The following is a 15,463-nucleotide window of genomic DNA, read 5'->3' as shown; positions in this document are numbered from 1 at the left end:
GTGGCGTAAGGCGAAACCTTCGGCGTCGGGAGGGCCGGTTGCGTCGTGCCGGCGAGCGTGACGCGCGGAGCCGCCGGCCGACGACTCCGGCCTCGTCAAGCCCCTTCCCACCCTCCGCCCAGCGCCCGGATCAGGGCCACCGCCCCCTGCAACTGCGCCCCCTGCACCTGCACCGCCTGGCGCAGGCTGCGCAGCTCGCTGCGGCGTGCGTCCAGCAGGTCGAGCTGGCTGACCATGCCGTTGCGGTAGCGCGTGTCCGACAAGGCGGTGGCGCGGCCCGCCGACTGCACCGCCTGCGCCAGCGCGTCGGCCTGCTGCTGCAGCAGGCCCAGTCCAGAGAGCTGGTCTTCGACCTCGCGCAGCGCGGTCAGCACCTGCTGGCGGTAGCTGGCCAGCGCCACCTGGGCTTCGGCCGCGGCCCGGTCTTCCTGCGCCTGGCGGCGGCCGCCGTCGAAGATCGGCAGCGACAGCAGCGTGCCCACCGACCAGGCGCGTGCCGACCAGCGGAAGACGTCGCCCAGGTCGGTCGACGCGTGGCCGCCGCTGGCGGTCAGCGTCAGGTCGGGCAGCCAGGCCGACTGCGCCACGCCCAGCCGCGCCTGCGCCGCCATCAGGCTGCGCTGCGCGGCGGCGACGTCGGGGCGGCGCGCCAGCATCGCGCTCGGCAGGCCTGCCGGCACCGCCGGCGGGCGCGCCGTCCAGGCGCTGTCGCCGGCTTCGGGCAGGCGGAAGCCGCTGGCCGATTCGCCCAGCAGCACCGCCAGCGCGTTCTCCTGCGCGGCACGCTGGCGGTCCAGCGCCAGCGCGTCGGCTTCGGTGCCGGCGACTTCGCTGCGCAGCCGCTGCACCTCGAGTTCGCCCAGGTCGCCGGCGGCCTGACGGCGTTCGGACAGGCGCAGCGTGTCGCGGTAGGCGGCCACCGTGGCGCGCACCAGGCGGCGTTCGGCGTCGCTCGCGCGCAGCGCGAAGTAGCTCTGCGCGACCTGGGCCTGCACCATCAGCCGCGTGCTCTGCAGCAGCGCCTCGCTCGCCTGCGCGTCCAGCGCCTGGGCGCGGCTGGAAAGACTCAGGCGGCCGAAGACGTCCAGCTCCCAGGCCAGGTCCAGCCCGGCCGTGCCCAGGCTGGCCGGCACCGTCGTCACGCCCGGGTCGGTGGCGCGCGACACGCCGGCGCTGGCGCCCAGCTGCGGCCGGCGACGCGCATCGGCTTCGTTCAGCCCGGCACGCGCCTGCTGCAGCCGCGCCGCGGCCACCTGCAGGTCGGTGTTGGAGGCCAGCGCACGCGCCACCAGGTCGTCGAGCACCGGGTCCTGGAACACGGCCCACCAGGCGCCGCGTTCGGCGGCGTCGGCCGGCGCGACGACGGCCCAGCGGCCCTCGGCCGGCAGCGTGCTCTTGAAGGCCGCCGGTGCCGCAGGCACCGCCGACAGGTCGGGCGCCGGCGCGGTGGCGCAGCCGGCCAGCACCAGCGCGGCCAGCAGCGGCGCCAGGGCGGGGCGGCGCCAACGGCGCAGCAGGGCGGAAGCAGTCATCTCGTTCTCCAGTACGGGTGCAGTCAATCGGGCGTGGGCCGGCGACGGGCCATCGCGCCTCATGCCGCCCCCGGGGTCGTGGCCGGCCGCGGCAGCGCCGCGCCACCCGGCTCCATGTCGGGCTCCAGCGGCGCCTCGACGTCGTGCGGCACCTCGCCGTGCAGCTTCAGCGGGCGGTTGCCGGCCAGGCGGCGCAGCAGCACGTAGAACACCGGCGTCAGGAAGATGCCGAAGGCGGTGACGCCGATCATCCCGGCGAACACGGCCACGCCCATCGCGTGCCGCATCTCGGCGCCGGCCCCGCTGGCCAGCACCAGCGGCAGCACACCCATCACGAAGGCCAGCGAGGTCATCAGGATCGGGCGCAGCCGCAGCCGGCTGGCTTCGATCGCGGCCTGCACCGGGGTGCGCCCGGCGAACTCCAGCTCGCGTGCGAACTCGACGATCAGGATCGCGTTCTTCGCCGACAGCCCCACCAGCACCATCAGCCCGATCTGGGTGAAGACGTTGTTGTCGCCGCCGCTCGCCCAGACACCGGTCATCGCCGCCAGCAGGCTCATCGGCACGATCAGCAGGATCGCCAGCGGCAGCGTCAGGCTCTCGTACTGCGCCGCCAGCACCAGGAACACCAGCAGGATGGCCAGCGGGAAGATCAGCTTCGCCGAGTTGCCGGCCAGGATCTCCTGGTAGGTGAGCTCGGTCCACTCGTAGCCGATGCCGGGCGGCAGCGTCTCGGCGGCGATGCGTTCGACCGCGTCGCGCGCCTGGCCCGACGAGAACCCGGGCGCCGCGCCGCCGTTGATGTCGGCGCTGAGGAAACCGTTGTAGCGCATCGCCCGTTCCGGGCCGAAGCTGGGTTCGATCTTCAGCAGCGCCGACAACGGCACCATCTCGCCGCTGGTCGAACGCACCTTCAGCGCGCTGATGTCCTCGGGCCGGGCGCGGAACTCGGCGTCGGCCTGCACACGCACCGAATAGGTCCGGCCGAAGCGGTTGAAGTCGTTCGCATACAGGCTGCCCAGGTAGATCTGCAGCGTGTCGAAGATTTCGGTCACCGGCACACCCAGCTGGCGCGCCCGGGTGCGGTCGATGTCGGCATACAGCTGCGGCACGTTGACCTGCCAGCTCGAGAACATGCCGGCCAGCTCGGGCGTCTGGTAGGCCTTGGCCATGAAGGCCTTCTGCGCCGCGTCGAGCGCGTCGTAGCCGAGCGAGGCGCGGTCTTCCAGCTGCAGCTTGAAGCCCCCGGTCGTGCCCAGCCCCTGCACCGGCGGCGGCGGGAACATCGCGATGAAGGCGTCCTGGATCTGGCCGAACTGCTGGTTCAGCGACTGCGCGATCGCGCCGGCTGAGAGCGCCGGGTCGCGGCGCTGGTCGAAGTCCTTCAGCGCGACGAAGACGATGCCCGAGTTGGCGCTGTTGGTGAAGCCGTTGATCGACAGCCCGGGGAACGTGATTGCGTGTTCGACACCCGGCTGCTGCATCACGATCTGGTCCATGCGCCGCGTCACCGCCTCGGTGCGGTCCAGCGTCGCGCCGTCAGGCAGCTGGGCGAAGCCGATCAGGTACTGCTTGTCCTGCGCCGGCACGAAGCCCTTGGGCACGACCTGGAACAGGCCGACCGTCAGCAGCGCCAGCACCGCGTAGACGGCCAGCATCAGCGCCTTGCGCGAGATCGCGCCGCGCACGCCGCCGCTGTAGCGCTCGGCGCCACGGTGGAACATGCGGTTGAAGCCGCGGAAGAAACCGCCCAGCACGCGGTCCATGCCTCGCGTCAGCCGGTCCGGCGGTTCGCCGTGGCCCTTGAGCAGCAGCGCGGCCAGCGCCGGCGACAGCGTCAGCGAGTTGATCGCCGAGATCACCGTCGAGATCGCGATCGTCAGCGCGAACTGGCGGTAGAACTGCCCCGTGAGGCCGCTGATGAAGGCCAGCGGCACGAACACCGCCACCAGCACCAGCGCGATGGCGATGATCGGCCCCGACACCTCGCGCATCGCGCGGTAGGTCGCCTGGCGTGGGCTCAGGCCGCCCTCGATGTTGCGCTCGACGTTCTCGACCACGACGATGGCGTCGTCGACGACGATGCCGATCGCCAGCACCAGCCCGAACAGCGACAGCGCGTTGATCGAGAAGCCAAACAGCGCCATCACGCCGAAGGTGCCGACCACCGCCACCGGCACCGCCAGCAGCGGGATGATGGACGCGCGCCAGGTCTGCAGGAACAGGATCACGACCAGCACGACGAGTGCGATCGCCTCCAGCAGCGTGTGCACCACCGACTCGATCGAGGCGCGCACGAACTGCGTCGGGTCGTAGACGATCTCGTAGCTGACACCCTCGGGCATCGCCTTGGCGATCTCGGCCATGGTCGCGCGCACGCCGTCGGAAATGGCGATCGCGTTCGAGCCCGGCGCGGCGAAGATCGGCACCGCCACCGCGTCCTTGCCGTCGAGCATCGAGCGCAGCGCGTAGTCGGCGGCGCCGAGCTCGATGCGTGCGACGTCGCGCAGCCGCGTCACCGCGCCGCCGGCGCCGGTGCGCACGACGATGTCGGCGAACTCCTCCTCGGTCTGCAGCCGGCCGCGTGCGTTCAGCGGCAGCTGCACCGAGATGCCCTGCACGCCTGGCGACGCGCCGACGATGCCGGCGGCGGCCTGCACGTTCTGCTCGCGGATCGCGGCCACCACGTCGCCGGCCGACAGCCCGTGCGCGGCCACCTTCTGCGGGTCCAGCCAGATGCGCATCGCGTAGTCGCCCGAGCCGAAGAGCTGCACGTCGCCGACACCCTGCACCCGCGCCAGGCGGTCCTTGACGTTGAGCACCGCGTAGTTGCGCAGATAGGTCATGTCGTAGCGGCCGCTGGGCGACAGCAGGTGCACGACCATGGTCAGGTCGACCGAGGACTTGACCGTCGTGATGCCCAGCCGGCGCACCTCCTCGGGCAGGCGTGGCTCGGCACGTGCGACGCGGTTCTGCACCAGCTGCTGCGCCTTGTCGGGGTCGGTGCCGAGCTTGAAGGTGACGGTCAGCGTCATCAGGCCGTCGGTCGTGGCCTGGCTGCTCATGTAGAGCATGCCTTCGACGCCGTTGATCTGCTCCTCGATCGGTGTCGCCACCGTCTCGGCGATGACCTTGGGGTTGGCGCCGGGGTAGTTGGCGCGCACGACGATGGACGGCGGCACGACCTCGGGGTATTCCGAGATCGGCAGCCCACGCACCGCGATCAGGCCGCCGAGGAAGATCAGCAGCGAGAGCACGCCGGCGAAGATCGGCCGGTCGATGAAGAATTTGGACAGGTTCATGGGGTGGTTCCCGGAAAGCGGGTGACGGCTCAGGAGCGCGCCGGCGTGTCGGCCGTGGCGCCCATCGGCACGACCTGGGGCGCCACTTCAGCACCGGGACGCACCCGCTGCAGGCCGTTGACGACGATCTGCTCGCCGGCCTTCAGGCCCGAGCTGACGACGCGCAGGCCGCCGACGGCGGCGCCCAGCTTGACCTCGCGGTAGGCCGCCTTGTGGTCGGCGCCGACGACCCAGACGTAGCGCTTGTTCTGGTCGGTGCCGACAGCGCGTTCGTCGACCAGCAGCGCGCTGGCTTTGCGCACCTGGCCCAGCTGCAGCTCGGCGAACTGGCCCGGCATCAGCACGCCGTCGGCGTTGTCGAAGACGGCGCGCAGGCGCACCGTGCCGCTGCGCGCGTCGACCTGGTTGTCCACCAGCTGCAGCCGGCCGGTGCGTGCGCCCTCGCCGCTGCCCAGCAGCACCGGCAGGCGCTCGATCTGGCGCTGGCCGCCGCCGGGCAGGCCGGCGAGCGCACGCGTCACGGTGGCTTCGTCGGCGTCGAAGCTGGCGTAGATCGGGTTCACCGAGACCAGCGTCGTCAGCACCGGCGCGCCCGGGCCGGCGGCCACCAGGTTGCCGACCGTGACCTCGCGCCGGCCGACCCGCCCTGACACCGGCGCCCGCACCTGCGTGTAACCCAGGTTCAGCTTCGCCGATTGCAGCGCGGCCTGGGCGGCGCGCTGGTTGGCTTCGGCTTCGCGTGCGGCGTTGTCGCGTTCGTCCAGCTCGCGCTGCGCGATGGCCTGTTCGTCCCACAGGCGCTTGGCGCGTTCGAGCTCGCTGCGCGTGTAGTTCAGGCGCGCCTGCGCCGCCAGCACCTGGGCCTGGGCACGTTCGACTTCGGCCGCGTAGGGCGCCGGGTCGATGCTGAAGAGCAGCTCGCCGGCCTTGACCAGCGCGCCTTCGCGGAAGTGGCTGGCGAGCACGGTGCCGGAGACGCGGGCACGCAGCTCGACGTGTTCGACCGCCTCGAGCCGGCCGGAGAAGGCCGACCAGGGCGCCACGTCCTGCTGCAGCACCGCGGCGACCGATACCGGCATCGCCGGCATGGCGGTCGCTGCGGCTTCGGCGCCGGCGTCGTGGGTGGCGAGCAGCGCGGCGCCGCCGAGTCCGAGAGCGGCGACGAGCGCCGTCAGCGCCAGCGGGCCGGGACGGCGCGAATAGGTGGAAAGGAACGACATGGTGGGGTCCTCCGGACAGGCACGGGAAAAGAGAGACAAAACCATCCCGGGCCGCCCACGAGGCGGCCACGGTCGGGCCACGGCGGGCCCGGGGGAAAGAGGGAACTCAGGCGGCGCTGGCGCCCGCCTCCGGCTCTGCAGGTCCGGCGCGCCGCGACGGGCGCCGGACGATCGGACAGCAGGCCAGCCCTTCGGCGAGGAAGGCCCGCAACGAACAGCGCAGCTCGGCCGCCCAGGGCGACTGCAGGCTGGCCAGGCGGGCGAGCGCCTGCGGCCAGCCGGTCGGGCCGGCCAGGCGCTGCGTCTGCACCGCGACACCGGCGGCGCGCAAGGCCGCGGCATAAGCCAGGCCCTCGTCGCGCAACGGGTCGTCTTCGGCCACGGCGACGAAAGCCGGGGCCACGTGGGCGAGCCGGGCCGCGTACAGCGGCGCGGCATACGGGTGTTCGCCTTCGCGGCCGAGGAAGGCGTGCCAGCCGCGTGCGATCGTGCAGTCGGCGCAGCCCTGGCCGGCGGCACGCAGCGAGGCGCTGGCCATACGCGGGTCCAGCAGCGGCGAGATCAGCAGCTGCCCGGCCAGCGGCAGGCGCTGGTCACGTGCCCACAGCGCCAGGCCGGCGGCCAGGTTGGCGCCGGCTTCCTCGCCCGCCACCCAGATCGCGCTGCCGGTGCCGGCGAGCCGGCCGCGCATGCGCAGCAGCCAGCGCAGCAGGGCGGCCGCGGCCTGCAGCGCCGCCGGGAAGGGCCGCGCCGGCGCCTTCGGATAGTCCAGCGAGACGACGACGCTGCCGCTTTCGGCCAGCAGGCGTGCGGTCGGCAGGCCGCTGTCCAGATCGCCGCCGATGAAGGCGCCACCCGGCAGGTGCAGCACCAGAGGGCAGCGCGCCGGCAGCTCGGCACCGTCGGCCACCGCCGCATGGACCCGCACCGCCAGCGGCTCGCCCAGGCCGGCGTCGACCTGGTGGTCGCGCCAGGCGGCAGTGCGGGTGGGGGCGATCGTGTTCATCGGGTGGACGGCAGGCAGACGAGGCTTTCAGCGTTGGACTGAACGATAGGCGTTGCTTGACGAGAGATAAACAGCCGATTGGCAGACACAGTTTTTCTGCAAATGAAACAATGCCCCTTCAGCAGCCGGAGAAAACCGATGGACAAGCTCAGCGCGATGCAGGCCTTCACCCGGGTCGTCGAAGCCGGCACCTTCACCAAGGCCGCCGATTCGATGGGCCTGCCCAAGGCCGCGGTCACGCGGCTGATCCAGGGGCTGGAGGAGCAGTTGCGCACCAGGCTGCTGAACCGCACGACGCGGCGCGTCACCGTCACGCCCGACGGTGCGGCGTACTACGAGCGTGTCAGCCGGCTGCTGAACGACCTGGACGAGCTCGAAGGCTCGCTGACGCATGCGCGCGTGACGCCCAAGGGCCGCATCCGGGTCGACGTGTCGTCCGCGGTGGCGCGGCTGCTGCTGATCCCGGCGCTGCCGCAGTTCCACGAGCAGTACCCCGAGATCCAGATCGACCTGGGCGTCAGCGACCGGCCGGTGGACCTGGTCGGCGACAAGGTCGACTGCGTGCTGCGCGCCGGCGAGATCACCGACCCGTCGCTGGTGGCGCGCCGGGTGGGCTCATGGCGCTTCGTCTGCGCGGCCTCGCCCGGCTACATCCGCCGCCACGGGCTGCCGCGCCATCCGCGCGAGCTGGAGAGCGGCGAGCACAGGGTGGTGAGCTATTTTTCGTCGCAGACCGGGCGGCACTTCCCGTTCGACTTCAACCGCGACGGCGAACGCATCGAGGTCCAGGGCCGCTACCGGCTCTCGGTCAACGACGGCAACGCCTTCCTGACCGCGGCGATCAACGGCCTGGGCATCGTGCAGATCCCGTACTTCACGCTGCGCCCGCACATGGACTCGGGCGAACTGGTGCCGCTGCTGTGCGACTGGGACACCGACCCGCTGCCGATGTACGTGGTCTACCCGCCCAACCGGCACCTGAGCACCAAGCTGCGTGTCTTCGTCGACTGGGTGGCCGAGCTGTTCGCGCGCCACACCGACGCCGAGCAGCAGCTGCTGGCTGCCTGCTGCGTCGACGAAGCCGGCAACCCGCCGGCTTCGTGCGTCGAGATCTCCGCCTGGTACGAGCGGCTGGAAGCCGAGCACCTGGTTTTCAAGTCCGCCCAGGAAGCGACCGCGCAGGCGCTGGCGCCGCTGCGTTTCGGCGAGGCGGCCGCGCTGGAGCTGCGCGCCGGTTCAGGCGCGGGGGCCGGCGTCGGCCTGGATCAGGCGGGCTAGGTCTCGAGGGCCGCGATCAGGCCGGGAAGGCCCGTTCGCGCCAGTCCGACAGCACGCGGGTCCAGGACTCGCTGCGGCCGTCGTCTTCGCTGAGCACGGCGCCGGCGGGCGCGTCGTCTTCGGTCCAGGCCCAGGTCCAGCGGGCGCTGCCGTCTTCCTGCACCTTTGCTTCGAAGAAGCCGGTGAGGCGCGACTGGCCTTCTTCGACGTCGCCGACTTCGGCGCGGAAGCTGTCGGGCGCGTAGGTGACGATGTTGCAGCCGCTCTCCAGGCAATAACTGGCGAGGCTGAACCAGCGGGCCGCCAGCGGCTCCTGCTGGTGGACGGCAAGCAAATCGGTCTGTTTCATCCGTGGATTATCCGTGCTGCGACACCACGATGCGCAAACAAGGTCGGCCGGAGCGTGAAACATCGACCACGAGCGCCGTGTACGGCGCCGCTGCGACGGTGTTCCGGCGACCGCCGTAGCCGGCTCAGGGCGCGAGCCGCAGCAGCGCGCGAGCCCGCAGCCGCTCGCCGCCGGCTTCGAACCGTTCGCTGACCAGGCGCTCGGCCGCTTCGGCGCGCTGCAGCGCGCTGAGTTCCGGCGCCTGGCGCATGCGCTCGAGATCGGCACGCGCGTCGGCGATGCGCTGCTGCCAGCGCGCCTGCTCGGCATCGAGTTCGACCAGGCGCTGCAGCGCGGCAGCGTCGAGCCGGCTACGGTCGATCAGCTGCGGCGGGTCCGCTGCCACCGGGCCGGCCAGCGTCTGGCGGATCGCCGCCTCCTCGTCGCCGTAGAAGGCGTGAGCCCAGGCCGGCCCCAGCCACTGCACCCGCTGGCGGTGGCGCTCGTCCAGTGCCGCGGCGATGGCGGCCGGGTCGTCCAGCCGCGGTGGCGTACGCACCGGAGCGGCCAGCAGGCCGAGATAGGCCTGCCAGATACGCCCGACTTCGGCCGCCACCTCGGGCTGCAGTTCGGCGCGTGCCATCTGCTGCAGCCACGCACCGATCGTGTCGACCGGCACCTGGCCCTCCAGCTGCAGCAAATGGTCGAAAAGCCGGCGCAGCTCGCGCGAAGGCTGCAGCCGGCCGCCAGCGGCCGTGCCCCAGCCGCCATCGCGCGTGCTGCCGCGCAGCGCGCTGTGCTGCAGCAGCCAGCTCACGAAGTCCGGCGGCAGCTCCGGCCGCAGCACGGGCGGGGGCCGGGCAGCCGCGGCCACCGGCGCCGCCGTCGGCGCGACGCCGGGCGCCGCCGCCGCGTCGCGGGTCTGGGTGCCGGGGCGCCAGCCCAGCGCCGTCACCGACAGCACGGCCAGCGCTGCGGCACCCAGGGCCAGCGCAGCGCGCGCTGGCGCGCCGCCGCTCACAGCCCGGCCTGCTTCAGCCGGTTGGCCTGGCTGCGGTAGAACGCCACCGGGTCCGACGCGAACAGGTTGCGCAGGCCCAGCGCCTGGTTGACCTCGTCGAGGTGGTTCCAGCCGTAGTCGTCACGCAGCACCATGCCCCAGTGCGAGGAGCAGCGGCCCACCAAGCCGTCGTTGGCCTGGCCGCCGAAGAAGGCCGCACCCAGCGCCAGGAAGGCGTCGCCGGGGTCGAGGATGTTGGTGACGACGCTGGTGCCGCCGGCCGAGTAGTAGCGCACGCCGTTGACGCTGGCCGGGCCCTGGCCGCAGCTCGTCGTCGGCGCACCTTGCGGGAAGCGAGTGTTGAACGCGGCCGCGCCGGCGCTGTTCAGCGAGGTGAGCGAGCCCAGCGCGTCCTGCGGCAGCTGCGACGCACCCGAGATCCAAGAGATCACGACGCCGAGCGCGTCGACGATGGCGGCCACCAGCCGGGTCAGGCCGGTCGCTTCGGCCAGTGCCTGGATGCCGTCGGCCACCGGCGAGCCGGTGTGCGGCGAGCCGACGGTCGTCACCGAGGCCACCAGCTCGGGTGCCACCGCGGCCACGTAGCGTGCGGTCGGGCCGCCGTGGCTGTGACCGACGAGGTTGAACTTGCGGTAGCCGTAGGCCGCCTGCAGCTGACGCAGCTGGGCCAGCAGTTGCTCGCCGCGCGCCTCGCTGCTTTCCAGCGCCGACACCGACGGCGTGTAGACGAGCGCACCGCCGGAACGCAGCGCCGCCGGCACGCCGTAGAAGTAGTCGACCGGGCCGATGGCGCCGAAACCCAGCATGCCGTGCACCAGCACGATGGGGTAGCGCGTCTGGGTGTAGGTGTCGGCGCTGGCTGCGGCCGGCAGGAGCGCCGCGGCTGCGGCGATCAGCAGCGACGCACAGCGAACACGGATGCGCGGGCTCGGCTTCATCGTTTCCTCCTCGTGGTCGTGGTTCGCCGCGGCGGCGGTCCGGCAGGCGGCGCCCGGCATTACGCATCAGCGGAGCGCAGGCGGCATCCGGGCTTGCCCGCGATGCCCGGGTCTGTGCGGAGGCCGGCACGGCCGGTCGTCACGCGGCGGCAGGAGCCGCCGCATCGCTGCTTCTCAGACGACCAGCAGCGCCCGGAAGTCGTTGACGTTGGTGTAGCTGGGCCCGGTGACGAGCAGGTCGCCCAGGGCCTCGAACAGCGGGTAGCTGTCGTGCAGGTCCAGCGCCTCGGCGGGGCGCAGCCCCAGCGCCGCGGCGCGCGCCAGCGTGTCGGGGGTGACGACGGCGCCGGCGTTGTCCTCGACGCCGTCGATGCCGTCGGTGTCGGCGGCGAGCGCGTGCACGCCGGGCTCGCCCTGCAGCGCGAGCGCGCAGCCGAGCAGGAACTCGCCGGCGCGGCCGCCGCGGCCGCCCTTGTTCCTGATCGTCACGGTGGTCTCGCCGCCCGACAGCAGCACGCAGGGCCGGGCGAAGGGCTGGCCACGGCGCGCGACGGCACGCGCCAGCGCCGCGTGCACCTTGCCGACCTCGCGGCTCTCGCCTTCGATTTCGTCGCTCAGCACGTGGGCCTCTACACCGGCGGCACGCGCCAGCGTGGCGGCGGCTTCCAGGCTTTGCTGCGGTGTTGCGATCAGGTGCAGGGTCTGGCCGGCGAAACAGGCGTCGCCGGGTTTGGGTGTCTCGAAGGCGCCGCTATCCAGGCCTTCGCGCGCGGCCGGCGGCAGGTCCAGGCGGTAGCGCCGGCAGATCGCCAGCGCGTCGGCGCAACTCGTCGCGTCGGGCACGGTCGGGCCGCTGGCGATGACGCCCGGGTCGTCGCCCGGCACGTCGCTGATCAGCAGCGAGCACAGCGGCGCCGGTGCCGCCAGCGCTGCCAGGCGCCCGCCCTTGATCGCCGAGAGGTGCTTGCGCACGCAGTTCATCTCGCCGATCGAGGCGCCGCTCAGCAGCAGCGCGCGGTTGATCGCCTGCTTGTCTTCCAGCCTCAGCCCCGGCGCCGGCAGCGACAGCAGCGCCGAGCCGCCGCCGGAGATCAGCGCCAGCACCAGGTCGTCCGGGCCCAGGCCTTGCGCCAGGCCGGCGATGCGCGCCGCCGCGGCGCGGCCGGCAGCGTCGGGCACGGGGTGCGCGGCTTCGACCAGCTCGATGCGGCCGCCGCTGCTGCGGTAGGCCGGCGGCACATGGCCGTAACGCGTGACGACCAGGCCCGACAGCGGCGCGTCGGCCGGCCAGAGCGCGTCGACCGCCGCGGCCATCGCGCCGCCGGCCTTGCCGGCGCCCAGCACCAGCGTGCGCCCACGCGGCGGTGGCGGCAGGAAGGGCGCGATGACGAACTCGGGCAGCGCCCGCCGCACTGCGGCGTCGTAGAGCGCACGCAGAAAGGCGCGCGGGTCCTGCCGGGGGTCGGGCGTGTTCACGTCAGCCGCCGGCGGCGGCCGCGGCGCGGCGGCGGCGTTCGCGGCTGTTGGCGAGATGGGTGCGCATCGCGGCGCGAGCGGCGTCGGCGTCGCCCGCGGCGATGGCGTCGACGATGCTCGTGTGTTCGACGTTGACGCGGCGCAGATAGGCCTGTTGCTCGGCGTCCGGCACCGTGCCCGGCAGGCGCGCACGCGGGATCGCGCCGGTGCCGAGCGCGGCGAACAGGTTCTCGAAATGCGGGTTGCGCGTCGCCCGGGCAAGCTCGCGGTGGAAGGCGAAGTCGGCACCGACGGCGTCGCCGCCTTCTTCGACCGCGGCATCGAAGTCGGCGATCGTTTTGCGCATGACGCTGATGTTCCCGTCGTCCCGGCGCAGGGCGGCGAGCCCGGCGGCTTCGGTCTCGACGGCGATGCGCAGCTCGAGCACGGCGATCACGTCCTGCAGCGTCTCGAGCTGGTCGGGCCGCACCTGGTAGGCCGCACCCTCGCCCGCGGCCCGCACGAAGCTGCCGATGCCGTGGCGCGTCTCGACCAGGCTGCCGGCCTGGAGCTTGGAGATCGCCTCGCGCACGACGGTGCGGCTGACGCCGAACTCCGCGACCAGCGCCGATTCGGTGGGCAGCCGGTCACCCGTCGGGATGCGGCCGCTGCGGATGCGATCGACCAGCGCTTCGACGACACCGTCGGCCAGAGAGCGCAGGCGGCGGCGGCTGGGCATCGGGTCGTGGCTGGCGGTCAACATCGGTTTCAGCTTATCGGACATCAGACAACTGGCTCATGGGGCTTTCCCGACTCATGTCGGTCCGGCCAGCCTACTCCGGGGCCAACGCGGCTGCCGGCGGCGAGCCGATGCACGAGGCTGGTGGTCGGATGTCGGGTCCGGCTGATCGGCGCGGGCAGCAATGCAGACCGGTCGGTGGTGGCTGCCGCCGGCGGCCCGGCCCGGCGACGCCGGCCCTGCGCTTGGCCTATGCTCGCCGACCGCGCTCCCGTTTTTTGCCGCATGCCCGTCTCCCGTATCGACACCTCCCGCGACGACACCCGCGTCGCCACGCTCGCCAACGGCGTGCGCATCGTCACCATCCGCATGCCGCACGTGCACACCGCCAGCATCGGCGTCTTCGTGCGCAGCGGCAGCGCGCACGAGAGCCGGCTCGACAACGGCATCAGCCACTTCGTCGAGCACATGGTGTTCAAGGGCACGCTGATGCGCGACGCGCGCCGCATCAACCTGGACGCCGAGCGCCTGGGTGCCGAGGTCAACGCCCACACCGACAAGGACCACACCGGCTACACGATGCACGGCCGCCCCGGCGACCTGCCGCAGCTGGTGGACATGCTCGCCGACCTGGTGCGCCACCCCACCTTCCCGGCCGAGGAGCTGGAGCGCGAGCGCCAGGTGCTGCTGCACGAATGCACCGAGGACGAGGACGACCCGCTGTCGACCGCGTTCAAGCTCTTCGACAAGGCCTGCTGGGGCACGCATGCGCTGGCGCAGTCGGTGATCGGGCCGCGGCGCAACATCGAACGTTTCACGCGCGACGCGCTCGTCGACTACCTGCGCCGCCAGTACACCGGCGCCAACGTCGTCGTCGGTGCCGCCGGCGACATCGACGTGCCGGCTTTCGAAGCCGCCGTCACCGCCGCCTTCGGCAGCATGCCGGCCGGCAGCGAGAACCTGGTCGCCGCGCCGGTCTATGCCGGCGGCGTCGCGACCAAGCGCCTGTCGGGCAGCAGCCAGGCGCACCTGGTGCTGGGTTTCCCGCTGCCGGGGCTGTCGGCCGGCTGTCCGGCCGGGGTTCTGGCGGCCGCGGTCTTCGGCGAAGGCATGAGCTCGCCGCTGATGGACCGCATCCGCGAGCAGCGCGGCCTGGCCTACTACACCGCCTGTTCGGCCGACGTACTCGACATCGCCGGCCAGTTCGTCGTCGAGGCCTCGACCGCGCCCGAGCAGCTGGACGAACTGCTGGCCGAAACCCTCAAGCTGCTGAAGACCCAGGCCCAGCGTGTCGAGGCCGAGGATCTGGAGCGCGCCAAGGCGCAGCTCGAGGTGCGCCGGCTGCGCTCGCACGAGCGCCCGTACCGGCGCCTGGAAGACGCGGTGCTGGACCTGTACGCGATCGGCCGCGTGCGCGACAGCGCCGAGTGGTGCTCGACGATCGCCGCGGTGCCGGCCGAGACGGTGCGTGCGGCGTTCGAACGTTTGCTCGCCGCCGGGCCGACGATCGCGCTCGCCGGCGAACTGCCGCGTGCCGCCGGCGAGCGCGTGCGCACGATCCTCGCGTCGTCCTGAAAGCGCGGCGCCGGGGCGCCGCGGCTGTCAGCGCTTGGGCGGCCGGCCCTGGCCTTCGGGGCGCGGGCCACGTTCGGGACGCGGACCCTTGGGACGCGGTGCACCGTCGGCCGGTGCGCCTTCGGCACGTCGTTCACCCTGAGGGCGCGGGCCACGATCGGGGCGTTCGCCGCCTTCGGGCCGCGGGCCGCCGGGGCGGCGGTCGTGGCCTTGCGGCCGCTGGCCGCGGCGCTCAGGCCGATTGTCGGGACGGCCCGGATGGGCGTCACGCGGCGGCAAAGCCGGGCGTTCGGCCCGTTCCTGGCGCGCGCGTTCGAGCACGGCGTCGAGTTCGGCGTCGGCGATGCCCTTCAAGGCGCAGAAGTTGGCGCGCGTCAGCGTCGTCGTCTCGAAGGCACGCAGCAGCCCGGCACGTTCGCGCCGCGCTTCGTGCTCGGCGTTCTGCTGCTCGCGGCTCTGGGCCTCGGCGGCACGCGCGGCAGCACGTTCGGCGGCGCGGCGTTGCTCGTGCACACCGCGGCGGCGCGCCAGTTCGGCGGTCGCGAGCTCGCGGTGTTCGGCGCTCAGCTCGCCGGCGGGCTGGCCGTCGAGGTCGAAACGCTGCTCGGAGCGCGTCAGCGCGCTCAGATAGGCGTTGGACGTCGTGTGGCGGTGCAGGAATACCGACAGCGTGCGGCGCGTGAAGATGCCCGGCGCGCGCTGCTGGATGTCGGCCTGGATGCGCAGCTTCAGTGGCTTGGGCGCAGCACCGAACAGGGCCGGGAAGAGCTCGGCCAGGCGCGCGGCGCACTCCGCCGGCGACAGCTCGGGCACGGCCTTGGCGCCAGCGGCCTCGGCCGGTGCCGGCGCATCGGCTTCGGCTTCGGCCTCGGGCACGGCTTCGCCCTCAGGCTGGGCAACGGGTTCGGTCGCCACCTCCGGGGCCGCATCGGCCGCAGGTGCGGCAGGCGGCAGGTTCGCGGGCTCCGCACCGGATTCGGGCGGAATTTGATCGTCGTCAGGCATGGGAGGCAGCGCGGAAAAGGTTGGGGATTGTCGCCGCAGCAGAAGCCGGTGTGCGCATGGCCGG

Annotated in this window: 11 protein-coding genes and 1 pseudogene; 2 read left to right on the top strand and 10 right to left on the bottom strand. The window is 72.8% G+C overall.

All coding sequences use genetic code 11. The features are described 5' to 3' along the window. Window positions 1–95 precede the first annotated feature (95 nt). The 4 genes from CKO43_RS02645 to CKO43_RS02630 all read right to left on the bottom strand — a co-directional run bounded on the left by CKO43_RS02645 (window position 96) and on the right by CKO43_RS02630 (window position 7,060). Window positions 96–1,532, bottom strand: a complete 1,437-nt coding sequence (locus CKO43_RS02645) for an efflux transporter outer membrane subunit (protein ID WP_200377745.1) — start codon at window positions 1,530–1,532, stop codon at window positions 96–98. A gap of 59 nt (window positions 1,533–1,591) precedes the next feature. Further along, window positions 1,592–4,834 carry an efflux RND transporter permease subunit gene (locus CKO43_RS02640; protein ID WP_200377744.1) on the bottom strand — a complete coding sequence of 1,081 codons (3,243 nt, stop codon included), beginning with the start codon at window positions 4,832–4,834 and terminating at the stop codon, window positions 1,592–1,594. A 29-nt stretch (window positions 4,835–4,863) separates the two neighbouring features. After that, entirely contained in the window at window positions 4,864–6,054 is a 1,191-nt protein-coding gene (locus tag CKO43_RS02635) for an efflux RND transporter periplasmic adaptor subunit (protein WP_200377743.1), read from the bottom strand. 106 nt (window positions 6,055–6,160) lie between these two features. Continuing rightward, entirely contained in the window at window positions 6,161–7,060 is a 900-nt protein-coding gene (locus CKO43_RS02630; RefSeq protein WP_200377742.1) for an alpha/beta hydrolase fold domain-containing protein, read from the bottom strand. A gap of 138 nt (window positions 7,061–7,198) precedes the next feature. Between CKO43_RS02630 and CKO43_RS02625 the strand changes: the two are divergent. Continuing rightward, window positions 7,199–8,095, top strand: a pseudogene (locus tag CKO43_RS02625) (LysR substrate-binding domain-containing protein); the annotation flags it as partial. Between the two features lie 259 nt (window positions 8,096–8,354). On the opposite strand, the gene CKO43_RS02620 reads toward CKO43_RS02625, so the two are convergent. The 5 genes from CKO43_RS02620 to CKO43_RS02600 form a co-directional block, all read right to left on the bottom strand. Continuing rightward, window positions 8,355–8,687 carry a hypothetical protein gene (locus CKO43_RS02620; RefSeq protein WP_200226571.1) on the bottom strand — a complete coding sequence of 111 codons (333 nt, stop codon included), beginning with the start codon at window positions 8,685–8,687 and terminating at the stop codon, window positions 8,355–8,357. Window positions 8,688–8,811: 124 nt separating this feature from the next. Beyond that, entirely contained in the window at window positions 8,812–9,687 is an 876-nt protein-coding gene (locus tag CKO43_RS02615) for a lipase chaperone (protein WP_200377741.1), read from the bottom strand. Further along, on the bottom strand, window positions 9,684–10,625 hold the full coding sequence (locus CKO43_RS02610; protein WP_200377740.1) for an esterase/lipase family protein: 942 nt from the start codon (window positions 10,623–10,625) through the stop codon (window positions 9,684–9,686). Before CKO43_RS02610 ends, CKO43_RS02615 begins: the two co-directional genes overlap by 4 nt. Before the next feature lie 174 nt (window positions 10,626–10,799). Further along, a complete protein-coding gene (locus CKO43_RS02605; protein ID WP_200226575.1) occupies window positions 10,800–12,101 on the bottom strand; it encodes a DUF4147 domain-containing protein in 1,302 nt (433 codons plus the stop codon). Between the two features lies 1 nt (window position 12,102). Then, complete coding sequence (locus tag CKO43_RS02600) at window positions 12,103–12,843, bottom strand: FadR/GntR family transcriptional regulator (RefSeq protein WP_242481030.1); 741 nt, start codon at window positions 12,841–12,843, stop codon at window positions 12,103–12,105. A gap of 261 nt (window positions 12,844–13,104) precedes the next feature. Here CKO43_RS02600 and CKO43_RS02595 point away from each other — a divergent pair, with 261 nt between their 5' ends. After that, window positions 13,105–14,394 carry a M16 family metallopeptidase gene (locus CKO43_RS02595; protein WP_200226576.1) on the top strand — a complete coding sequence of 430 codons (1,290 nt, stop codon included), beginning with the start codon at window positions 13,105–13,107 and terminating at the stop codon, window positions 14,392–14,394. A 27-nt stretch (window positions 14,395–14,421) separates the two neighbouring features. On the opposite strand, the gene CKO43_RS02590 is transcribed toward CKO43_RS02595, so the two are convergent. After that, window positions 14,422–15,270 carry a ProQ/FINO family protein gene (locus CKO43_RS02590; protein ID WP_346728198.1) on the bottom strand — a complete coding sequence of 283 codons (849 nt, stop codon included), beginning with the start codon at window positions 15,268–15,270 and terminating at the stop codon, window positions 14,422–14,424. Window positions 15,271–15,463 lie beyond the last annotated feature (193 nt).

The organism is Rubrivivax gelatinosus, assembly GCF_016583785.1.
Classification (GTDB): domain Bacteria; phylum Pseudomonadota; class Gammaproteobacteria; order Burkholderiales; family Burkholderiaceae_C; genus Rubrivivax; species Rubrivivax gelatinosus_B.
Note: the sequence above shows the minus strand (reverse complement) of the source record. Positions and strands in the feature narration are given on the sequence as shown.